Origin of the sequence: Epilithonimonas hispanica (genome assembly GCF_003385395.1) — a bacterium.
GTDB lineage: Bacteria > Bacteroidota > Bacteroidia > Flavobacteriales > Weeksellaceae > Epilithonimonas > Epilithonimonas hispanica.
This window is the reverse complement of the sequence record NZ_QNUG01000013.1, coordinates 1-20,345: the sequence shown is the minus strand read 5'-3', so window position 1 is coordinate 20,345 and position 20,345 is coordinate 1. Positions and strand designations below refer to the sequence as shown.

Here is a 20,345-nt window from a genome sequence, read left to right as displayed (position 1 = left end):
TAGTTTGGAAATTATTTATTAAGCTTCAGCAATCTCAGACTTTCGATAATTCTTCACCAAAAAATAACCACCAACCAAACTCAACAAAACAAACAAACCAAAACTGATTAAAGAAAATAATTTCCCAGTTTCAATAACAGCTGGTTCAAATTTCATTTCGATTTTATGTTTTCCTGCAGGAACATAAAGTGCTCTCAAAAGATAATTTGCTTTGATGTAATCTACCTTATTTCCATCCAAATAAACATTCCAGCCGTGAGGATAATAGATTTCTGAAAATACAGCCAACTGAGGCGTTTTAGAAGATGAATAAAAAGATAATTCGTTGGGCTGATAAGTTTTCAAATCCAAATAAGCTGTTGAATCCTTAACCAGATTTTTCCCGTTGAAATATGCTCTATCCTCTTTAGAAATTACCGCAATTTTCTTTGTGTCCACATTTCCTGTTTCGTTAAGTTCTTCATTTGGATTGTCCACGAATTTGATGTCAGAAACAAACCACGCATTGCCATTCGCTTCAGGATTGGGTGTGATTTCTGGTTTTTGCTGGTCACCAACTAAGAAATATTTGGTGTTCAGCATATTCAGAATGTTGACCGTTTTTACTTGGTCTGTTGTCGAGAAATATTTGTTGATTAAATCATCATAACGTCTCAATTTCACCGCGTGATAACCTCCGATTGACGATTTGAAGTAAGAAGTATTTGTCTCGCTGAAAGTCGATAGAATATTATTGAAAACTCTGTAATGGTCTTTATCTTTCTCAGCGATTGTTTGCAAAGCTTTATTAACGTTTGTTTGTTGCAAAAGACTTTGAACAAAAGAATCGTTTCCGGCTTTACTCATCAGATATTCCGAATTTTCGGTTTGGAAAGGATAATCAGCAAAAGTTTTATCCACGAAATTATCATCGTTCAAATAACGTCTGTTAACCGTCCAAAGGTCGAACAAACTTACAATTCCGATAATCAGTAAAGCGATATTGATATTGAGTTTTTTCTTCAGTCCTAAGAACATAACGATAGCTGTGATTGCTACAAAAACAATAGCTTTCAGAGCATCGGCTTGGAACATTTTGTAACGTTCATCAACCAAATAATCCAAAACGTAAGGTGGAAGATAAGTTTTCTCATTCGCAGTGTAAAATCCTAAAATTCCTTTTCCGAAAAGCGTTAACAACAACGTAATTCCTAAAACAGTTCCGGAAACATATATCAAAGTTTTCTTTTTGCTTTCTTCTGTTAATTTTTCATTCGTGAAGAATTGATAAAGCCCGAGAATCGCAATGAAAGGAAACAAAAATTCTACAACTACCAAGATAGAAGACGGCGCACGGAACTTGTTGTACATCGGAACATAGTCAATAAAGAAATCTGTGAGCGCAGAGAAATTGCTTCCCCAAGCTAATAAAACTGTCAAAATCGAAGCGCCTAAAATCCAGTATCTGTATTTTTTTCCGGCAAAGAAAAATCCTAAAATCGCTAAGAAACAAACAACCGCACCCTGATATGCTGGTCCAGATGTGCTCGGTTGGTCGCCCCAGTAGGTGAGACTTCCAAAACCTTTCATCATCATTTCGTATTCCTGTTGGGATTTGATATTTTCCTGAGCTAGTTCCTGTACGTGTTCCATCATTTTGTCAGAACCCGGTTCCTGACTTCCGCCTCCCATTAATCTGGGAATAAAGAGATTCAAAGTTTCCAGTTTTCCGTAGCTCCACATTGTGATACTTTCTTTATCCATTCCAGATTTTCCTGCGGTGTGAGAACCAGTGTACAGGATTTGTTTTCCACGCACTGTTTCTTTCACATATTCTGCATTGGCCATAATTCTTTGCGAATTCATTCCAACTCCGAGAATTACACCTAATCCAACAATTCCAGAAGAAATCAAAAAATGTTTCCATTCGATTTTTCCTTTGATAGCTCTTATTAATTCAGACAAGAATAAAAATCCTAATCCAAGGAACAGATAATAAGTCATCTGTGGGTGATTCGCACAAATCTGCAATCCGGCAAACAAAGTCGTAACAATGAATCCTAGAATATATTTTTTTCTGATATAAACTAAAAGAATCCCGGCTAGTAATGGCGCGAAATAAGCAATAGTGTGAACTTTTCCGTTGTGTCCAGCAGCAATGATAATGTAAAAGTATGTCGATAATCCAAAGAATGTTGCACCCAGCAAAGCATATTTCCAATTACGAACTGCGACCATTCCTAAAAAGAAAAATCCGGCAAATAGCAAGAAAAGGTAATTAGCAGGTTTTGGAAGGAACAAAAACAAGTCATCAATTTTTTTGATAATATCGCCTCGGAACTGAGCTCCGGTCTGATAAGTTGGCATTCCGCCAAACATTGCATCGCTCCAGTAAGTTTCGTTTTCGTTATTTGCACGATATTGCAAAAGTTCTTCAGCACCTCCTTTGTAGAAAACGATGTCGTGTTGCATCAGACGTTTTCCGGAGATTACTGGATTGGCGTATAAAACTGCCAGCAAAACGAAAATCACCAGACTGGCGATAACGAATAGGATATTTTTCTTGTTTTTGAACATATAAAATGTCTTTTGATTTTTAAATTCCAAATTTAATATTAAAAAACCTTTCAGACTTAAAAATCTGAAAGGTTTTCTGTTTATTTTAGTTAAGATTAAACTAATTTTTCTTCTCTTCCTTCACTTCCTCATAATCTACCGTTTCCGCATCCCAATTTACTTTTTTGTTGGGCATTTTTTTAGAATTGGTTTGCTCGTTCTGTTGTTGATTTCTTGGATTAAGATTCGGGAAATTTTTATAGAATGCATTGAAAAACAATCGTTTCAAAATATTCCAAACGAAGAATATGATGATAGTTGCTAATATGAATTCGAAAATGTATTTCATTTCCTAATTTTATTTATAAGAAGGATTAATAATAATAGATGTTGTAGAGTTTTTGGTCATACTTTGCGACTGTTTTCCGTCTGACAAAGTTTCTTTCTGATTTGTTTTTACGGAAAGGTTTTGGTTCAGAAGCCAGCCTGTATTTTCATCGATGATGATTTTTCCGCTTTCAGAACCGCCCATACTCATTGTATGTGTCATTCCGTTTTGGCTCTGTTTGTCAGATTTGGAAGGAATTACACCAGTTACACTAATTTCCGCTTTTCCATCTTCAACTTTTACCAAAGTGAATGTCAAAGTTTGTTTCAATTTTCCACTTGGGTCAATATCTTCGGAAGTTGTCCATTTTTCTCCGATTTTTGTTCCTTTTGCAGGAATCAATTTAAGGTTTTTGCTTAATTGTTCTTTCAACATTTCCTCATTGAAACCAGCTTTGAAACTTTCTATAAAGGCATCTTGTTGTTTGGTGTCTTTTACAGTTCCAGCAATAGCTTTTTTTAGATTATTATAAACAGAATCAAAACCTGTGATGGATTTGATGTTTCCGTAAGAATCCATTTTAACATTCAGTTTGTTTCCAGCTAAACCTTTGCTCACGATGTAATCCATTTTTAGATTATCTTCTTTGGGAGCTGGTTTTTTAGTATCAATAGAAACCGTTTTTCCGTTAGCTGTTGTTGACATTCTTTTTCCAACCATATTCAGAGTCAAATCGTAGATGTTGTCTTTGAAATCATTCACGGTGATAGACATTTCGTCTGTTGTTTCACTCGTTCCAGAAACCGTTTTTCCGTCTGGTGAAGTCAATTGTTGGATTTCTCTTTGATAAGAAACTAATGGATAAGTTGTTCCTTTTTCCAGAATGAATTTTTGCTTATAAATCCCACTGCTGTCAGCAATCGCTTTTGGTTTTGCAGCTTCTTCAGAGGAAACTTCTACGGTTACAGTTTCTGTTTTTCCCGTTTTTGGGTCAACTCTTGTAATAGTTTTGGTTTCTTTTTTACAAGCTACTAATGTTATTGCAATTAGCGCAAGCGCTGTTAATTTTTTCATTTAATTTGATTTTAAGAATCTTTTCTCTTTGTTCTTGATTCTTGTTTCTTATTTTATTTTCTGTCTCATTGCTTCGTAAAGAATTGCTCCACAAGCTACAGAGACGTTCAGAGACTGGGTTTTACCTTCTATCGGAAGTTTTATTTTTTCATCAGCGTGATGAAGCACTTCTTTGGAGATTCCAGTTTCTTCATTTCCCATTACGATGGCGCAAGGTTCTTTGAAGTCGACATCATATATCAATTTTTGCGCCTTTTCTGTCGCCGCAAAAACGGAAACACCGCTTTGTTGCAGAAAATCAACAGTATGCGCCAGATTTTTTTCTTTACAGATTTTGATGTTATAGATTGCTCCAGCGGAAGTTTTAATAGCATCCGAATTAATTGGAGCTGCTCCTTTTTCAGGAATTACAACAGCGTCAACGCCAACACATTCCGCAGTTCTGCAAATTGCACCAAAGTTTCTAACGTCTGTCAATCTGTCAAGAACAAGGATAAAAGGTGTTTTTCCTGCTTCGAAAATCTGAGGCAAAACATCTTCAATCTTATGAAAAGGAACATCTGAGATGAAAGCAACTACACCTTGATGGTTTTTTCTCGTAAAACGATTCAGTTTTTCTACGGGAACGTAATTGGGACGAATGTTATGTTTTGATAAAAGTTGTTTCAGTTCTATATAGATTTCACCTTGCAAAGCATTTTGAACAAAAATTTTGTCAATAGTTTTTCCTGCTTCTAAGGCTTCTAAAACGGGTCTAAGACCGAAGATGAAATCGTCTTTTTTCTCTGGATTCATTAATGAGATTTTGAATTTACAAAAGTAAGGTTTTTGTAATTAATGAAGTCAAGGATTGAGAGCCAGGACGTTTTATTTATGATTGTTTAACATTAAAATCAATCCAACATAAAAACCAAAAAATCATCATTCTCGGTTTTGAATTTCAAATCCCCGGTTTTTCGCAAATCTTCAAATAATGGAGTAGGAAAAGTATCATCAAATTGTTTTGTTTTAAAGAATTTTCCTTTGATTGTCAACGGGATTCTCTTAATCAATTTATCTGTTGTGGTCGGAATTTTGAATTTCCTTTTCTCTGGGGCTTTGGAATCGACGTAGAAACAATAATCAATCAACTCCGCATTGTCAACGTACTTTTTGTAATCTGATGTTTTGATGAAATTTGGTAAGTTAGTGTCTTGCCAAGTCAAATAGAAAACTTCAATTTCTTGAGTTTTGCTAATTTGTTGATAATATTTGAATCTTTCATTCTCAGATTTTGAAAATGACAACAACCCTAAAATAAAAATCGGAAAAAGAAATCGAAAATTAAAAGAAATCATTTATCTCTTATAATTGATCATTTATAAACTGCTGAGTCCTTCCCCAATCAAAGCTCTTTTCTGAGCCAAAATGTAACCGTAATGAATACTCTCGTGCATATTATTGAAAATAATTGCATCCTGAATATTCTTCAAATCAATCCCAAAACTTGTAGAATAGGGTGTGTAATCTGAGAAAAAGTCATTGTCAAAATCCTTCATCAAAATTTTTGAAGTTTCTATCAGAAGATAAGCCAAATCTTCCATTTCGGACTGTTTTACATCTACATTTGCGAATGTTCCTTTTTTATAAGTTTCTACCCAATATTTGTCAATTCGGAATTGGTTTCCACTGAGATAATAACAAAGCAATTGTTGCTGAGCAATACAATGGGCGATATTCCAGTAGATATTGTTATTGAATCCGTCAGGAATCGTGAGAAGGTCTTTTTCTGAAGTATTTTGTAATAGGTCAAGCAGATTTTTTCTGACTTGTCTATGATTGGCAAAATGATAATTCATTTAATTTTATTGAAATTTTTATTTTGTTTCACTCAGTTTTTCTGGATTTTGCCTTGTGTCAAAAACATTGGCGATCACGATTCTCTGAGTTTCCAAATTGATGTAGTAAATTATTTTATAATTGCTCGAAACCAAATACCGAAATTCTTGTTTTCTATCTTTCAAAAGCTCTTCGGTTTGTCCTATTTTTGGATTTTTGTCAATGTCAATTGTTTTATCAACAATATCAGTCACGATTTTCTTTGCAATTTTGACACCAGCTTTAAATTTGTAATATTGAAAAATATCTATCAATTGGTCTTCTGCAAGTTGTGACCAAAAAATCTTTAACTCCATTTCTGGATTTTGTCTTTTAGGTCATTTACAGAAACTAAATTACTGTTTTTTTCATCTTCCAAAGCTTGGTCAATTTCTTGGTAAAACTGTTGTAAAGATTTTGGTTTTAAATTTTGTTCAAAAAAATCGGATTTACTTTTATGAAGGAATTTTTCCAAAGCACCAATGATATTTTCATTGTCTATTCTCAGAAATTCTTGAACCAATGATAATTTTCGTCCTTCTAAATTCATATTATTCAAATTTATATCAAATTTAAACTAATTCTTTATAAACGACAAATGTTCCAAATTTATTAACAAAAACTAAAGCAGTTTGCTTAAGACTTCCGACTTATAACCTACAACCTCAATCCTTTTAACAAATATTTAACGCAAGATTAGCAATTGTTGTGTTTGCTGTTGCGGGTTTTTATATGAAATTTACCAATTATTAAGATTAACTATGCCAGAATTGAATCAAGCAGAAGATATCAGACAACTTACCGAGAAAGTAAAAGAACAGAATTACTTTTTTAATATCCTAAAACAAGAAATCAACCGCGCTATTATCGGTCAGGAATATATGATTGACCGTCTTTTGATAGGACTTCTGGGAAATGGTCACGTTCTTTTGGAAGGTGTTCCCGGTTTGGCAAAAACTTTAGCGATCAAAACTTTGTCCGAAGCTGTTGACGGGGAGTTTTCCAGGATTCAGTTTACACCGGATTTGTTGCCTGCAGATGTTGTGGGAACAATGATTTATAATGTCAAAGACAATGATTTTTCTATAAAAAAAGGACCTGTTTTCGCTAATTTCGTTTTAGCGGATGAAATCAACCGTGCGCCGGCGAAAGTTCAGTCCGCACTTTTGGAAGTAATGCAGGAAAAACAAGTGACAATCGGAGATGAAACAATGCAATTGCCAAAACCTTTCCTTGTATTAGCCACTCAAAACCCCATTGATCAAGAAGGAACTTATCTTTTGCCAGAAGCACAAACCGACCGTTTTATGCTAAAATGTAAAATAGATTACCCTGAATTTGAAGATGAAAGAAAGGTAATGAGAATGATTTCTACACAGGATATTCCTCAAATCAGACAGGTCGTTAATCTTGAACAGATTGTTGAAGCGAAGAAGCTCATCAATCAAATCTATCTGGACGAAAAAATCGAAAAATATATTCTGGATATGGTTTTCGCAACCCGTTATCCTGAAAAATATGGATTGTCCGAACTTAAAAATTATATCAGTTTCGGAGCGTCGCCAAGAGCGAGTATCAATTTGGCAATTGCTTCCAGAGCTTATGCTTTCATCAAAGGAAGAGCATTTGTAATTCCTGAAGATGTGAAGGATATTGCAAAAGATGTTTTGAGACACAGAATCGGATTGAGTTTCGAAGCGGACGCAGAAGAAGTCGCTCAGGACGAAATCGTCAATAAAATTTTAGGGAAAATACAAGCGCCCTAAACTGGTTGTTAGTTGATGGTTGTCAGCTGTCGGAAAACTTCGATGTCTGAAAACTATCAACACACAACCGACAATTATCAATTAATTTATGCAGATAAAAGATATCGTCAAAAAAGTAAAGCAGATAGAAATCCGAACTCGAAAGAAAACGGAAGCATCGCTTATGGGACAATATCACAGCGCTTTCAAAGGTCAGGGAATGACATTTTCTGAGGTTCGACAATACCAATTTGGAGACGATACAAGACGAATCGACTGGAATAAAACAGCACGTTTCCGCGAACCATTCGTGAAAGTAATGGAAGAGGAGCGAGAACTGACAATGATGTTGGTTGTGGACATTTCTGCATCTATGAATTACGGAACCAAAACCCAACTGAAAAGAGAATATGTTGCAGAAATCTGTGCTTCTCTCGGATTTTCAGCGACAGGAAATAATGATAAAGTCGGATTGATTTTATACGCCGATAAAGTTTTGAAAGTTGTTCCTCCACAAAAAGGAAGAAAGCACGTTTTGTCGATTGTCAGTAATATTTTGACTGCGGATTATGTTCCTGCAGAATCGGATCTTGATTCGGCGTTCAATTATATGATGAGTGTTTTTAAAAGGAAATCTTTCGTTTTTGTTTTTTCTGATTTTGAAGATGACTTTGACCAAAAAATTCTGAATGTCACTGCAAGAAAACATCAGGTTTTGGGACTTCGGGTTTTTGATGAAAAAGATATGGAGATTCCTGATGTTGGTTATGCATTATTTCGTGATGCTGAAACCGGAAAACAAGTCTGGGCAAATACTTCCAGCGCAAGGTGGCGTTATGAATTTGCAGAACAACAAAAACAGAAAATGCGACATATTAAGGAGGAATTTGAGAATTCTTCAGCCCATTTTTTAGATATCAAAACGTCTGATGATTACAGCAAATTTTTGTATCAATATTTCAGAAAATAAAAAAAATAAAAAAATGAGAGGCTTCGACAAGCTCAGCCTGACATTGCATAAAACAATTAGTATTAGAGTTGTCACTCTTGTCATCCTGAGCTTGTCGAAGGATTGTCGAAGAGTTTTAATAATAAATGAAAATTTTGAAAAAAACATTTTTACTCATATTCAGTTTTTTTTGCGCAATTTTTTTCTCGCAAACCTTATCATCGAATCTGGACAAAACCACTTTGGCTTTGGGCGAAGTGGCGGTTTTCAAGATTCAGATTTTGGATTTGAACGGACAAGATGTTCAGGCTTCTCCAAGAAATGAACTGTTACCTTTTCACTTCGAAATGGTCAATGACAGTATTGCTAAGGAAAAAGACATCTATCTGCGCTCGGTAAAGTTCGCTGTTTTTGAAGAAGGAAAATTTACAATTCCGGAAATTCAGGTGAAAGTTGGCGATAAAATCCTTAAAACAATTCCTTACGAAGTTGAAGTCATTAATACAGCCAAGAAAGGTGACCAGATTAATGATATTATGAAGAACAAAGAAGTAGAACTGAATGTCCAAGATTACTGGGATCTTTACAAATTTTATGTTCTTTTAGCTTTGATTATTATAGCAATTATTGTTTTAATTATCGGAATTATAAAATACGGAGGGAAACGCAAATCAAGCCCTGTTGTCACGACGAATCAAACATTGAAGGATTTGGAAAAACTTAGAAAGAAAAATTACATCGAGAATGGAAATTTCCGTGCTTTCTATGTGGAATTGATTGATATTACGAGAACTTTCATTACGAAACAATATCAGATTCCTGCGGATGTTTTGCTGACAGACGATTTGATAGATTATATGAAAAACACGAATGCGATTTCTCAGGAAAATGAAAAAATTTTGGAAGATATATTCTTACGTGGCGACCTTGTGAAATTTGCGAAAACCATTCCTACAAAAGAATTAATGGCTAAAGATTTTACAGCAATCAGAGACTTTGTAAAACGTTCTACTAAAGATGTAGAAGCAGAAAATCTTCGTAATGCCTCTCAGGCGGAGCTTTCGGATGAAGACCAATTGAAAATACGAAAATTAAAATAAGAAAAGTTAAATAAAATCATTTATCAATCATCATTAATCATTTATAATTAATCCGTGAATTTCGAGTTTTACAGTCCGTGGTTTTTACTGCTTTTTATTTTGTTCATTCCATTATTGATATTGGATTCGGGCAAGAAAAAGAGTAGAGGAATTGTTGTGCCTTCAGTGAAAAATATGCAGCCGAGCGGAAATATTTCGCTGGTAATGACTTTTCTGAAGATTTCGAAATATTTCATTCTTTCCGCTTTGATTATTGCTTTGACAAGACCGAGAACTTATACAATTTCTCAGGATAGAGACGAGTCCAAGGGAATTGATATTATGCTTTCAGTGGACGTTTCTTTGAGTATGATGGCGAAAGACCTTGACCCAGACAGATTAACAGCGTTGAAAAAAATCGCAATTGATTTCGTTAATAAAAGAGAAAATGACCGGATTGGTTTGGTGGCTTATTCGGGAGAAGCTTATACCAAAGTTCCTTTGACAACTGACCATCAAGTTGTGATTGATGAATTGAATCAACTTAATCCATTGGAATTGCAACCTGGAACGGCAATTGGAGAAGGACTTTCCGTTGCTGTCAATCACCTGAAAAAAAGCAAAGCTAAAAGCAAAATTATCATCCTGATGACCGATGGTGTAAACACCGTTCTGAATGCTATGCCACCACAGATCGCTGCAGAACTGGCAAAAAATAATAGCATCAAAGTTTATACAGTTGGGATTGGGAGCAATGGATATGCAGTAATGCCCACAGCGACCAATATTTTCGGTGAATTGGTCTTCACGGAAACCAAAACTCAGATTGATGAAAATACATTGATGGATATTGCACAGTTAACTGGTGGTAAATATTTTCGTGCGACTTCCAACAGCAGTCTTCAGAATGTGTATGATGAGATTAATCAACTGGAGAAATCTGATGTCAAATCTTCAAAATTGTATAATTATGAAGAGTATTTCAGAATTTTTCTTTGGATAGCTTTAGGTCTTCTATTGCTGGATGCGTTGTTGAGATGGGTAATTTTTAAAATTTTGAATTAAGCTGATGAATTGGTATTTAGGAAATTACTGGTATCTGTTGTTGCTTCTGTTGTTGCCTGTCATTGGCTACTTCATCATTCATTATATCCGTTGGAAAAGCAAAAGAAGAAATGTTTTTGCAGAAGAAAGATTTCAGGATGTTTTGTTTGAGAAAACGTCTGGTTTTGCAAAGTTGTTTCCAGTTTTATATCTACTTGGATTTTTATTCTTAATATTTTCGATTATCGACCTTTTGGGAGGAAAAGAAGAAATCAGTGTTCAGCAAAATGTAAACAGTACGATTTTCGTTTTGGATGTTTCCAACTCGATGAATGCTCAGGATATCCAACCGAGTCGATTGGAAGAAGCGAAAAATATCATCATCAATTCTCTTCAAAAGATGACCAATGATAGAGTAGGAATCATTGTTTTTGCAGGTGATGCTTATTCTGTAATGCCTTTGTCCAGTGATTATTCTGCCGCTGAGACTTATCTTTCCGGAATCGAAACCAGTGTTATCCAAAACCAAGGAACCGACTTTCTAAAACCAATCCAAATCGCTGCCCAGAAATTCAAAAATATCACCAAAGGTTCTCGAAATATCGTATTAATAAGCGACGGGGAGGATAACGAAGATCACGAGGATGAAGCTATTAATCTTGCCAAAAAAGAAGGAATCAGAGTAACGACGATTGGTGTGGGAACGGAAGAAGGCGCGCCAATTCCTGAATATTATTTTGGACAATTGATGGGTTACAAGTCCGATATGTATGGAGAAACGGTTGTTTCAAAGTTACAAACGAAAGCACTTAAAAATATAGCTAATTCAACCGGAGGTAATTATCTCGACGGGAACAATCTTGATAACGCCATTAATAATCTTATAACCGAACTTCACAAGTCCTCAAGTTCCACCAAAACTACGATAAGTTCACAATCTGCAGTTCATTATTACCAATACTTTTTGGCGGTTTCCGTTTTGTTTTTCTTTTTGATTTATCTTTTCAATCCGAAGAGGGATTTTAATTTGTAATTTTTCAAACCTTAGCATTCAAAAACTGATATTTCCCATCTCTATAATCAGCAAAAATATGATGCAAACCATTGCTGATGATGATTTGTTCTGCACCAATTAAACTGTTGTAACGTGCGACTTGCTCAAAGTGGATTTCTTTCAAAGCAATACTTGGCGCTTTGAGTTCCAGTAATATTTTTGGTTTTGTTTTTTCGGTGATGAGAAGGTCTATTCGCTTTGTAGTTCCGTTCAGTTCCAGTTTTTGTTCAAGGATCAATGACGACAGATTTTTCTTTTTTATAAATCTGTAATAATGAAGCCAATGCTGCCTTACCCATTCTTCCGGCGTCAGCACAAGCCAGCTTTTCCGAACCAAATCATAGATAAAAAATGTATCTTTGTCTTGTTTGATTTTAAAATCGAACTGATGTTCAAAATTTAGTTTCGGAACTTGCATACTTTAAGATGAAAGAAATAGATATTATCCTCAAAAATATTAAAAATAAAGAACTCTTACCGGTTTATTTTTTTCAGGGCGACGAGGCTTTTTATATCGATTTGGCTGTCAAGCATTTTGAGCAAGATGTTTTGGAAGAGGACGAAAAAGCCTTCAACCAAACGGTTGCATATGGTCGAGATACTAATTATCTGGAAGTGCTTTCTTTGGCGAGGCAATATCCGATGATGGGTGACAAACAGCTCATTATCGTGAAAGAAGCGCAGGATATGAAACTGAATGAAGAAGAATCTAAAGCTTTGGAAACTTATCTGGAAAATCCAGTTCCTTCTACCATTTTGGTTTTTGCTCATAAACATAAAAAGTTGGATGCCAGAAAGAAAGTAGCGAAAACTTTGGCCAAATCCGGAATGCTTTTCACGAGTGAGAAGATGAAAGATTATCAGCTTCCAACTTGGATTCAAGGGGAAATGTCTGTAATGGGAATCAAATCTGCGCCCAACATCAGCCATCTTTTGGCAGAGTATCTTGGGAATGATCTTTCCAGAATTGCGAATGAACTTAATAAACTGAAAATCGTTCTAAAAGACGGAGCAGTTCTCGACGGAAAAATTATTGAAGAACACGTAGGAATCAGTAAAGATTTCAACATCTTCGAGCTTCAGAAAGCTCTGGCAACGAAAGACCAAGCAAAAGCTTTCAGTATTGCTTATTATATGGGAAAGAACAAAAAATCCAATCCCATTCAAATGGCTTTTGGTGCGCTTTACAACTTCTTTTCCAATATTATTATTTATCACACTCTTAATGGACAATCGCCTCAAACAATCGCTTCAACAATGGGCGTGAATCCTTATGCAATCAAAGATTATTCAGAGGCTGCGAGATTTTATCCTTTGAAACACGCAACAAGAGTAATTTCTATTCTTCGTGAAATGGATTTGAAATCCAAAGGTCTCGGTGTAAGACAAATGGAAGATGAGGAAATCTATAAAGAAATGGTTTATAAAATCATAAAAGTGGATGAGCTGAAGGTTTCAGTTTAATTCTATTATTCAATAGTCTAATAAATCTCATTGACAGTTTAGATAGGATTTGAATAATTAATTCCCGAAATTTGTATCCGAGTTTTCAATCAAAGAATTTATATTTGAAAACTCCAATTTCGACAAGAAATTTGAACCAATTTATATCCTTAAAAATAAAATAATTCAATAATAAAAATGGAAAACAATATTTTAGATTGTGTCATTATAGGTTCTGGACCAGCTGGTTTTACAGCAGCAATTTATGCAGCCAGAGCAAGCCTGAAACCGGAACTTTTCACAGGATTGGAACCAGGCGGACAATTGACAACAACTACAGAAGTAGAAAATTTCCCAGGTTATCCGGACGGAATCACAGGACCGGAAATGATGCTTCAACTTCAAAAACAAGCGGAACGTTTTGAAACTAAAGTTCATTACGAGATGATTTCCAAAGTTGAGTTTTCCAAAGAAAGAGGTGGGATTCATAAACTAAGTACAGGTTCTCGTGAGATTTTGGCGAAAAGTGTCATCATTTCAACAGGAGCTGCTGCAAAATATCTTGGTTTAGCTGATGAGAAAAAATATGCAGGTGGAGGAGTTTCTGCTTGCGCCACTTGTGATGGATTTTTCTACAGAGGAAAAGATGTTATCGTAGTTGGAGCTGGAGATACAGCCGCAGAAGAAGCGACTTATCTTTCTAAAATTTGTAATAAAGTAACTCTGTTGGTAAGAAAAGACCACTTCCGTGCTTCAAAAGTAATGGTTGATAGAGTTTTGAGTACTTCTAATATTGAAGTTAAATACAACCACGAATTAATCGGAATCGAAGGTGAAAACGCTTTGGTAGAAAGAGCAAAGGTTATTAATAATTTAACAGATGAGGTTTCTACAATAGATGTTCACGGGATTTTTATTGCAATTGGTCACAAACCAAACACAGATCTTTTTAAAGGTCAAGTTGACCTTGATGAGAATGGATATATCATCACAGAAGGAAAATCTGCAAGAACCAATCTTCCAGGTGTTTTTGCTGCAGGAGATGTGCAAGATCATCATTACAGACAAGCGATTACAGCTGCTGGAAGTGGTTGTATGGCGGCAATGGATGCGGAAAAATATCTTGGTGAATTAGCTGGAGAAAATCATACTTGGGTAGAACAATAATTGTAAACTCAATATTATAAAATCAAAACCGCTTTAGAATTTCTAAAGCGGTTTTTTAATAAAGAACTATTACAAAAAATTGAAATATATTGGATTGTGTTTCTACTTTTCACCAAACGCAAGTTTAGTTTGAGGTCTTGGGTTATTTGCTGGCTTAATTTTTTTATTTTTTCTTTTGTGAAATAGCTTATAATACAAAAAAGCAAGTAATGTTGATTTTTGATATATCTTGTAATATCTATAATCGGTTTTGAAGTGTCTTATGTTGATTTTGTAAGCATCATAACTTATCACAATCATCAAACAAATACATATTACATAGAAGACTCTGAATTCTAATTTGTAGTAAGTCAATCCAGAAAATACCGCTCCTAAAACATACGCCAACATAATGCTCATCAATAGTTTTGCTCTGGCAATCAATTCTGGGCTTTTTCTGAATTCTTTCTGTGTAAACATAGAGAACAATATTCCCAAATCGGTTGTTGTACCTGTTAAGTGAGTTGTTTTTACAGAGAAGTTGGAGATACTTGCCGTCAACCCGTTTTGTAAACCTGTTGCAAAAAGCATCAGTGCGACTAGAGCTTCGGTTTCTCCTAATGTTTTTTGATAAAAAAGTTGACCGTATATCCCTACTGCCAAAAGACATAGCATTTCTAAAATCAATGGAAATGCGTGGGCAAAATACTTGCTTTTTTTATTAAAATTAATGACACTTAGATTAGCTACAAACCCTCCGAAGAAGAAAAGGAAAATCCAGGAAGCTACCACTGCGACCTGAGTCCAGTTTCCTTGACTGATTTCTGCTGCGAAAATCGCATAATGTCCTGTTACATTGGATGTAAATGAGAGAAATATTAATAGAGATGCTATGTTTATAGTTCCTGCAGTGAATGCAGTCAGCGTCCCCAGTCTGATGTTGTCTCCCAACGTTCTGCTGTTACTATAATTTCTTAACATTGTTTTATTTTTTTATAATTAAATTTTGAATGTTTTCTTATTAGCCGAAAACTTCTGCCAATCTTCCTTTTTCAGGTAAGAATTCTGTCTTTTGGATGACTACTTCCTGAGCCTCAATCAATTTGTTTTTCTTTAGATAATTGATGATTTCAAACTGTCCTTTGCTTAGATTTTTACTTTTTGTAGAAGAGTAATAAGCTTCGTCAGCATTGGCTGCTTCTATAAAATTGTTGAATGTTCTTTGGAAACTTCCCGTGTAGATATCGCAAGTGATTTTGTTGATGAGATCTGGATATTTGTTTCTAATAATACTGTAAGCATCACAAAACTCGGCTGGTCTTATTTTATTGAAGATTGTATTTTTACTTGTGAATAACAGATCTCTGATAGAATCTCCCATATCGTAACCAGAAACGAAAAGAATGTTGTATTGATTCTCATCATTTTGTTCGTGTTTCTTTTTCAATACTTTTTTCAAGATGTCCAAAGATTCCAGTGAAAAGTCTGTAGCTATTAAAATGGTCTTGGTCATAACTTTATATTTTTTTGTGAGTGGCAATTTTTGATATTACAAAACTATACTCATCAAATTAGAAAGTATTTGGAACCAAATTAAAATGTAATTAAAGAAATTAAAATGAGATTAGAATTTCATTTTAAATAAAGAAAGATGGGGTCTTTTTGTTCAAATCATGCGTGGATTTGATTATGATACTACAAAAATTGGAAAACTTATCTGTACAGTTGTTCCAATGTTTTCTTTAGAATTGATAATCAACTCGCCTTTGTGCATTCTGATAATATTCCTTGCAAGTGGTAATCCAATCCCATATCCTTCATAGTTTCTGGTATTAGAAGCTCGGAAGAATGGGTCATATATTTTATCGAATTCGGTATCCGGAATTCCAATTCCATTATCTTTTATAATGACGTAAACGTGTGTGTCTGTTGCGCCTAGAGAGACTTTTACTTGTTGGAAGTCAGAGTATTTGCATCCATTGTTGATAATGTTTGCCATTGCAAGATGCAGGAGTTGTTCGTTGCCAAAAACCTTCAGCTTTTTAGGGTTGTCTGGTAGCATACTGATGTCCATATAGACATTGTTTTTGGAATTGATCCTGGTTGCAGTTTCTATAACATCCCACAGTAACTGATCCATTCTCACTTTGTCCATTTTTTGGATTTTTCCATCGAATCCAGTTTGAGCAATCATCAGAAGAGCTTTGATTTTTTTATCCAATTTTTCAGCTTCATTTAGGATGATTTGAAGTGTTTCCTGATAGTGTTCATTAGATCTTTTCATAGAAAGAGCAACATCGGCTTCTCCCATTATAGAAGTCAATGGCGTTCTAAGCTCGTGAGAAACATTTCCTATCAAATGATTTTGGGTTTCAAAAGAAGTCTCGATTCTGTTTAACATTCCATTGAAGGTATCAATTAACTCATTTAACTCAGTGTTTCCTGGTTGAGGTTCTAATCTAAGGTGTAGATTTTCGGAACTGATTTCTTTAACTTTATTAGTAATTTTCAAGATGGGTTTGAATAAAGTCTTAGACAAATAAAAAGAGAAAATCATCGAAAAGAAAAGTGCCAAGATCATACAAGTAGTCAAAGTTCTCTTCAGATAACCTAGGTAATAGACTACGTAATGGTTTTTTGCAGAAGCAATGGCAATGTAGGTTTTGTTTTCTGATTTAAAAGATTGTCCTATATAATAGAATTCTTTATCATTAAAGTTGGCTTCCCCTTTTTTGACAATGTTTTTGAAAAAAGTATCAGGAATGTGAATCTGACTAGTGATTTGATTGTAATTAGAATCCTTTGGAACTTCAAAGACATAATCTTTCTCCATAGGAAGCTCTTCATCATTTAGGCTGTTGAGGATATGGTTTTTCGGGATGTCTAGATGTTGTTTGCTTTTCTCGATTTGGACAATTGTGGTAGCTCGGATTTTCAGTAATTCGTAAAAACGTTGATGGGAAAAATTAACAATAGAAAAATAAACCAACCCGCTGAAAAGTAGTATAACGACAGAAAAAACAAGCATCAAGAGAAGCATTGTTTTAGTTTGATTGGTCGAGATTCTTTTCAGTATGTTTTTCATTATTTTTTCAGCACGTAGCCCATTCCAATTACTGTGTGTATTATTTTGGTGTCATCTTGGTTGTCTAGTTTTTTCCTGAGATAATTAACATACACATCCACTACATTGGTTCCCAATTCATAATTTACGCCCCAGACTGCTTCCAAAATTTCTGCTCTGGAAATCACTTTTTCAGGATTGTTTAGAAAATAGAGTAGGAGCTTGTATTCCGTAGAGGTCAAAGATACTTCTTGGCCGTTGCGAACTACTTTTTTGGTGTAATCATTTAAGATTAAATCCTCAAATTGGTAGATGTTACCGTCATTTTCTATATCACTAGGCTCTGTTCCGTATACATGTCCGCTTCTTCTTAATAATGATTTGATTCTCGCAACCAATTCTATGAATTTGAAAGGTTTTACAAGATAATCATCTCCGCCACTTTCCAACCCAAGAACGATGTTTTCCGAAGAATCCAATGCTGTTAGAAACAAAATAGGAACAGTTTTGTTTTTTTTTCTGATTTCCTTGCAGACTTCCAAACCATTGATATCAGGTAGCATAATGTCTAGAATAATCATATCAAAATTATTATCCTCAACCATTTTGATTCCCGAGTTTCCATCAAGAGCTACAGAAATCTCGTAATCCAATTCCTGCAGTCCTTTTTTGATGAAAGATACAACGCTGGATTCGTCCTCGATCAGAATAATTTTTTTCATTGATATTAAATTCAGAATAATACTAGGTTTTCCAAAAATAATAATTTAAAGTTGAAGTTTAAAGTCTAAGCTCTAAATTTCATAATTTAGCAAGATGAGAAATTTAATTTATATTTTCTTAGGAGGAGGTTTGGGGAGTGTAATGAGATTTTTAATATCCAATTATACCCAGAAGTTTTGGCATATTAATGCTTTTCCAATGGGTACTTTTTTGGTTAATACTTCTGGTTGCTTTTTAATAGGCATATTAACAGCCTATTTTCTAAAAGTAGATAATTCTCTTAGATATCTTTTGATTACGGGACTTTGTGGAGGTTACACTACTTTTTCTACATTTTCGGTAGAAAATTTTTCACTTTGGCAAAATGAGAACTATTTTATCCTGATTTTATACGCTCTTTTAAGTCTATTTGTTGGAGTAATGATGGTTTTTATCGGCTATTATTTAGTTGGGGATTAATTTTTGTCTTTGATAATTAACTAATTAAAACTTTTTATCAAAAATAATTTGCTCAGTATGTAAAAGCTTTCTATATTTGCACCACTGAAAACAACGATACAATCGGAGTTTCAAAGGAGAGTTGGCAGAGTGGTCGATTGCGGCAGTCTTGAAAACTGTTGACTGTAACAGGTCCGGGGGTTCGAATCCCTCACTCTCCGCTGGTTGAGAAACTAAAATAAGCTAAAACGCTGTAAACATCAATGTTTACAGCGTTTTTTGTTTTGCGCTAGAATCAAAAAAAAACAAAATAGGTCACGATTTATATGACCTATTCCGTGACCCATCTTGAAAATTTGAAAATGGGTCACGAAAAATTCAGGGAAAGCCGACCAATAGGCAGTCTAACGATTGTACATCTTGCAGAAAGTGGTAACAAAAAGTAAATTATTAACAATTAAAGTTACCACACTATGAACAAAACATTCAACCTATTATTCTTTATCAAAAAGAATAAAGTCAGAACAAACGGAACTGCTCCCATTTACTTACGAATCACGATAGATGGCAAGGCAGCGGACATTGCCGCTAAAAGGTACATCGACCCTAAGAAATGGGATGTTAAAGCACATAAAGCAGTTGGCAACTCTCAGGAGGCGAAAACGCTTAATGTCTATCTTAAAACTTTGGAACAACAAGTTTACGATTCTCACTACCAGATGCTGAAAGAAGAAGACTTTGTAACATCTGAAGGTTTAAAATCTAAACTGCTTGGAACTGATGTTTCCACACGAATGCTCATTCCTATTTTTCAGGATCATAATGATAAAGTGGAAGCACTGGTAGGTCAGGATTTTGCCCCAGGAACATTGGAGCGTTATAAAACATCGTTAAAGCATACGCAGGAATTCCTAATCTGGAAATATAAAACCTCGGATATTGACATTACAAAGATCGACCACGCCTTCATAATGGATTATGATTTCTGGCTTCGTAGTGTAAGGAAATGCGCAAACAATACAGCAGTAAAGTATATCAAGAATTTCAAAAAGATTATTCGGTTATGTATAGCAAATGGCTGGCTCACCAAAGATCCCTTTTTAGGCTACAAAGCAAAGCTTAAGGTAGTGGAACGACCATACCTTACCAAAGAGGAAATTCAGACGATTTATGAAAAGGAATTTGCATCAGACAGATTGAGCCAGGTACGTGATATTTTCCTTTTCAGCTGCTATACAGGTTTAGCCTATGTAGATGTAAAGAAATTGTCGAAATCGCACGTCAATATCGGAATAGATGGTGACAAATGGATATTCACACATCGTCAAAAAACCGACACCTCAACCAGAGTTCCGTTATTACCTTTAGCACAGGAACTGATTTTAAAATATGAAGACCACCCGGAATGTGTAAATTCAAATGTCTTGTTTCCCGTTCTGAGTAATCAAAAAATGAATTCCTATCTCAAAGAAATTGTGAACGTCTGTGGAATCAATAAAGAGCTGACATTTCATATCGCAAGACATACATTTGCCACTACTGTTACATTGTCCAATGGGGTGCCGATTGAAAGTGTAAGCAAAATGCTCGGTCACACGAATATCAAGACCACTCAGCATTATGCGAAGATCTTAGATAAGAAAGTGAGTGATGATATGTCAGTTTTAAGGGGAAAGCTTCAAAGTAGAGAGGAAATAAAGCGTTTAGGATAACAATTAGTAATCAAAGATGAGCTTTAAAGCGTTACTCTAATCAATATCCAAAATAAAAGAATCCGTCTCACAACTTGAGGCGGATTTTTTTTGGTTATAATTGTTATTTTTTGTATATTTATATCTGATAATCAGATATTTGTCTATGAATTTC

The 20,345-nt window shown here is 34.8% G+C and carries 22 protein-coding genes and 1 tRNA gene; 10 read left to right on the top strand and 13 right to left on the bottom strand.

Features of this window, described 5'->3' with window-relative positions:
* Positions 1-18: 18 nt before the first annotated feature.
* The 8 genes from DRF58_RS07720 to DRF58_RS07685 all read right to left on the bottom strand — a co-directional run bounded on the left by DRF58_RS07720 (position 19) and on the right by DRF58_RS07685 (position 6,344).
* Positions 19-2,556: a YfhO family protein gene (locus tag DRF58_RS07720; protein ID WP_116034365.1), complete on the bottom strand. Its 2,538-nt coding sequence runs from the start codon at positions 2,554-2,556 to the stop codon at positions 19-21.
* A gap of 100 nt (positions 2,557-2,656) precedes the next feature.
* Positions 2,657-2,884, bottom strand: coding sequence for a hypothetical protein (locus tag DRF58_RS07715; RefSeq protein ID WP_116034363.1), 228 nt, complete (start codon positions 2,882-2,884; stop codon positions 2,657-2,659).
* Positions 2,885-2,893: 9 nt separating this feature from the next.
* Positions 2,894-3,937 carry a DUF6263 family protein gene (locus DRF58_RS07710; RefSeq protein ID WP_116034362.1) on the bottom strand — a complete coding sequence of 348 codons (1,044 nt, stop codon included), beginning with the start codon at positions 3,935-3,937 and terminating at the stop codon, positions 2,894-2,896.
* Positions 3,938-3,985: 48 nt separating this feature from the next.
* A complete protein-coding gene (gene rlmB / locus DRF58_RS07705; protein ID WP_116034360.1) occupies positions 3,986-4,732 on the bottom strand; it encodes a 23S rRNA (guanosine(2251)-2'-O)-methyltransferase RlmB in 747 nt (248 codons plus the stop codon).
* A 98-nt stretch (positions 4,733-4,830) separates the two neighbouring features.
* Entirely contained in the window at positions 4,831-5,274 is a 444-nt protein-coding gene (locus DRF58_RS07700; protein ID WP_116034358.1) for a hypothetical protein, read from the bottom strand.
* Between the two features lie 21 nt (positions 5,275-5,295).
* Positions 5,296-5,775, bottom strand: coding sequence for a DinB family protein (locus DRF58_RS07695; RefSeq protein ID WP_116034357.1), 480 nt, complete (start codon positions 5,773-5,775; stop codon positions 5,296-5,298).
* Positions 5,776-5,793: 18 nt separating this feature from the next.
* Complete coding sequence (locus tag DRF58_RS07690; protein WP_116034355.1) at positions 5,794-6,111, bottom strand: type II toxin-antitoxin system RelE/ParE family toxin; 318 nt, start codon at positions 6,109-6,111, stop codon at positions 5,794-5,796.
* Positions 6,102-6,344: a hypothetical protein gene (locus tag DRF58_RS07685; RefSeq protein WP_116034354.1), complete on the bottom strand. Its 243-nt coding sequence runs from the start codon at positions 6,342-6,344 to the stop codon at positions 6,102-6,104. The genes DRF58_RS07690 and DRF58_RS07685 overlap by 10 nt, the downstream gene beginning before the upstream one ends.
* Positions 6,345-6,555: 211 nt before the next feature.
* Here DRF58_RS07685 and DRF58_RS07680 point away from each other — a divergent pair, with 211 nt between their 5' ends.
* The 5 genes from DRF58_RS07680 (at position 6,556) to DRF58_RS07660 (ending at position 11,644) form a co-directional block, all read left to right on the top strand.
* Positions 6,556-7,560: an AAA family ATPase gene (locus tag DRF58_RS07680; RefSeq protein ID WP_116034352.1), complete on the top strand. Its 1,005-nt coding sequence runs from the start codon at positions 6,556-6,558 to the stop codon at positions 7,558-7,560.
* Positions 7,561-7,648: 88 nt separating this feature from the next.
* Complete coding sequence (locus DRF58_RS07675) at positions 7,649-8,509, top strand: DUF58 domain-containing protein (RefSeq protein ID WP_116034350.1); 861 nt, start codon at positions 7,649-7,651, stop codon at positions 8,507-8,509.
* Positions 8,510-8,634: 125 nt separating this feature from the next.
* A complete protein-coding gene (locus DRF58_RS07670; RefSeq protein WP_116034349.1) occupies positions 8,635-9,588 on the top strand; it encodes a BatD family protein in 954 nt (317 codons plus the stop codon).
* 99 nt (positions 9,589-9,687) lie between these two features.
* Positions 9,688-10,632 (top strand): VWA domain-containing protein, encoded by a 945-nt coding sequence (locus DRF58_RS07665; RefSeq protein WP_245955381.1) that lies wholly within the window; start codon positions 9,688-9,690, stop codon positions 10,630-10,632.
* Between the two features lie 4 nt (positions 10,633-10,636).
* A complete protein-coding gene (locus DRF58_RS07660; RefSeq protein WP_116034345.1) occupies positions 10,637-11,644 on the top strand; it encodes a VWA domain-containing protein in 1,008 nt (335 codons plus the stop codon).
* 4 nt (positions 11,645-11,648) lie between these two features.
* Here the strand turns inward: DRF58_RS07660 and DRF58_RS07655 are convergent, their stop codons facing one another.
* A complete protein-coding gene (locus DRF58_RS07655) occupies positions 11,649-12,083 on the bottom strand; it encodes a type I restriction enzyme HsdR N-terminal domain-containing protein (RefSeq protein ID WP_116034344.1) in 435 nt (144 codons plus the stop codon).
* A gap of 8 nt (positions 12,084-12,091) precedes the next feature.
* Here DRF58_RS07655 and holA point away from each other — a divergent pair, with 8 nt between their 5' ends.
* Both holA and trxB read left to right on the top strand, forming a co-directional pair.
* The gene (holA, locus tag DRF58_RS07650; RefSeq protein WP_116034342.1) at positions 12,092-13,129 is read left to right on the top strand and encodes a DNA polymerase III subunit delta; all 1,038 of its coding nucleotides are present in this window, start codon (positions 12,092-12,094) and stop codon (positions 13,127-13,129) included.
* A gap of 177 nt (positions 13,130-13,306) precedes the next feature.
* Complete coding sequence (gene trxB / locus DRF58_RS07645; protein WP_116034341.1) at positions 13,307-14,275, top strand: thioredoxin-disulfide reductase; 969 nt, start codon at positions 13,307-13,309, stop codon at positions 14,273-14,275.
* A gap of 102 nt (positions 14,276-14,377) precedes the next feature.
* On the opposite strand, the gene DRF58_RS07640 is transcribed toward trxB, so the two are convergent.
* The 4 genes from DRF58_RS07640 to DRF58_RS07625 form a co-directional block, all read right to left on the bottom strand.
* On the bottom strand, positions 14,378-15,235 hold the full coding sequence (locus DRF58_RS07640; RefSeq protein WP_116034339.1) for a YoaK family protein: 858 nt from the start codon (positions 15,233-15,235) through the stop codon (positions 14,378-14,380).
* Positions 15,236-15,275: 40 nt separating this feature from the next.
* Positions 15,276-15,767, bottom strand: coding sequence for a hypothetical protein (locus DRF58_RS07635; protein WP_116034494.1), 492 nt, complete (start codon positions 15,765-15,767; stop codon positions 15,276-15,278).
* Between the two features lie 174 nt (positions 15,768-15,941).
* Positions 15,942-17,339 carry a HAMP domain-containing sensor histidine kinase gene (locus DRF58_RS07630; RefSeq protein ID WP_245955380.1) on the bottom strand — a complete coding sequence of 466 codons (1,398 nt, stop codon included), beginning with the start codon at positions 17,337-17,339 and terminating at the stop codon, positions 15,942-15,944.
* Positions 17,339-18,040 carry a response regulator transcription factor gene (locus DRF58_RS07625; protein ID WP_116034337.1) on the bottom strand — a complete coding sequence of 234 codons (702 nt, stop codon included), beginning with the start codon at positions 18,038-18,040 and terminating at the stop codon, positions 17,339-17,341. Before DRF58_RS07625 ends, DRF58_RS07630 begins: the two co-directional genes overlap by 1 nt.
* Before the next feature lie 94 nt (positions 18,041-18,134).
* On the opposite strand from DRF58_RS07625, the gene crcB reads away from it, so the two are divergent.
* From crcB to DRF58_RS07610, 3 genes are all read left to right on the top strand, one after another.
* Positions 18,135-18,500, top strand: a complete 366-nt coding sequence (gene crcB / locus DRF58_RS07620; protein WP_116034336.1) for a fluoride efflux transporter CrcB — start codon at positions 18,135-18,137, stop codon at positions 18,498-18,500.
* A 115-nt stretch (positions 18,501-18,615) separates the two neighbouring features.
* A tRNA-Ser gene (locus tag DRF58_RS07615) sits at positions 18,616-18,700 on the top strand.
* Positions 18,701-18,952: 252 nt separating this feature from the next.
* Entirely contained in the window at positions 18,953-20,191 is a 1,239-nt protein-coding gene (locus DRF58_RS07610; protein ID WP_116034334.1) for a site-specific integrase, read from the top strand.
* The last annotated feature ends 154 nt before the right edge of the window (positions 20,192-20,345 follow it).

What these genes read in the sequence shown, in the direction of transcription:
- DRF58_RS07625 (WP_116034337.1), bottom strand. Translation starts at nt 18,040, where the DNA reads ATGAAAAAAATTATTCTGATCGAGGACGAATCCAGCGTTGTATCTTTC.
- DRF58_RS07700 (WP_116034358.1), bottom strand. Translation starts at nt 5,274, where the DNA reads ATGATTTCTTTTAATTTTCGATTTCTTTTTCCGATTTTTATTTTAGGG.
- DRF58_RS07640 (WP_116034339.1), bottom strand. Translation starts at nt 15,235, where the DNA reads ATGTTAAGAAATTATAGTAACAGCAGAACGTTGGGAGACAACATCAGA.
- DRF58_RS07690 (WP_116034355.1), bottom strand. Translation starts at nt 6,111, where the DNA reads ATGGAGTTAAAGATTTTTTGGTCACAACTTGCAGAAGACCAATTGATA.
- DRF58_RS07715 (WP_116034363.1), bottom strand. Translation starts at nt 2,884, where the DNA reads ATGAAATACATTTTCGAATTCATATTAGCAACTATCATCATATTCTTC.
- DRF58_RS07720 (WP_116034365.1), bottom strand. Translation starts at nt 2,556, where the DNA reads ATGTTCAAAAACAAGAAAAATATCCTATTCGTTATCGCCAGTCTGGTG.
- DRF58_RS07630 (WP_245955380.1), bottom strand. Translation starts at nt 17,339, where the DNA reads ATGAAAAACATACTGAAAAGAATCTCGACCAATCAAACTAAAACAATG.
- DRF58_RS07710 (WP_116034362.1), bottom strand. Translation starts at nt 3,937, where the DNA reads ATGAAAAAATTAACAGCGCTTGCGCTAATTGCAATAACATTAGTAGCT.
- DRF58_RS07680 (WP_116034352.1), top strand. Translation starts at nt 6,556, where the DNA reads ATGCCAGAATTGAATCAAGCAGAAGATATCAGACAACTTACCGAGAAA.
- trxB (WP_116034341.1), top strand. Translation starts at nt 13,307, where the DNA reads ATGGAAAACAATATTTTAGATTGTGTCATTATAGGTTCTGGACCAGCT.
- DRF58_RS07655 (WP_116034344.1), bottom strand. Translation starts at nt 12,083, where the DNA reads ATGCAAGTTCCGAAACTAAATTTTGAACATCAGTTCGATTTTAAAATC.
- DRF58_RS07635 (WP_116034494.1), bottom strand. Translation starts at nt 15,767, where the DNA reads ATGACCAAGACCATTTTAATAGCTACAGACTTTTCACTGGAATCTTTG.
- DRF58_RS07670 (WP_116034349.1), top strand. Translation starts at nt 8,635, where the DNA reads ATGAAAATTTTGAAAAAAACATTTTTACTCATATTCAGTTTTTTTTGC.
- DRF58_RS07685 (WP_116034354.1), bottom strand. Translation starts at nt 6,344, where the DNA reads ATGAATTTAGAAGGACGAAAATTATCATTGGTTCAAGAATTTCTGAGA.
- holA (WP_116034342.1), top strand. Translation starts at nt 12,092, where the DNA reads ATGAAAGAAATAGATATTATCCTCAAAAATATTAAAAATAAAGAACTC.
- DRF58_RS07610 (WP_116034334.1), top strand. Translation starts at nt 18,953, where the DNA reads ATGAACAAAACATTCAACCTATTATTCTTTATCAAAAAGAATAAAGTC.
- rlmB (WP_116034360.1), bottom strand. Translation starts at nt 4,732, where the DNA reads ATGAATCCAGAGAAAAAAGACGATTTCATCTTCGGTCTTAGACCCGTT.
- DRF58_RS07660 (WP_116034345.1), top strand. Translation starts at nt 10,637, where the DNA reads ATGAATTGGTATTTAGGAAATTACTGGTATCTGTTGTTGCTTCTGTTG.
- DRF58_RS07675 (WP_116034350.1), top strand. Translation starts at nt 7,649, where the DNA reads ATGCAGATAAAAGATATCGTCAAAAAAGTAAAGCAGATAGAAATCCGA.
- crcB (WP_116034336.1), top strand. Translation starts at nt 18,135, where the DNA reads ATGAGAAATTTAATTTATATTTTCTTAGGAGGAGGTTTGGGGAGTGTA.
- DRF58_RS07695 (WP_116034357.1), bottom strand. Translation starts at nt 5,775, where the DNA reads ATGAATTATCATTTTGCCAATCATAGACAAGTCAGAAAAAATCTGCTT.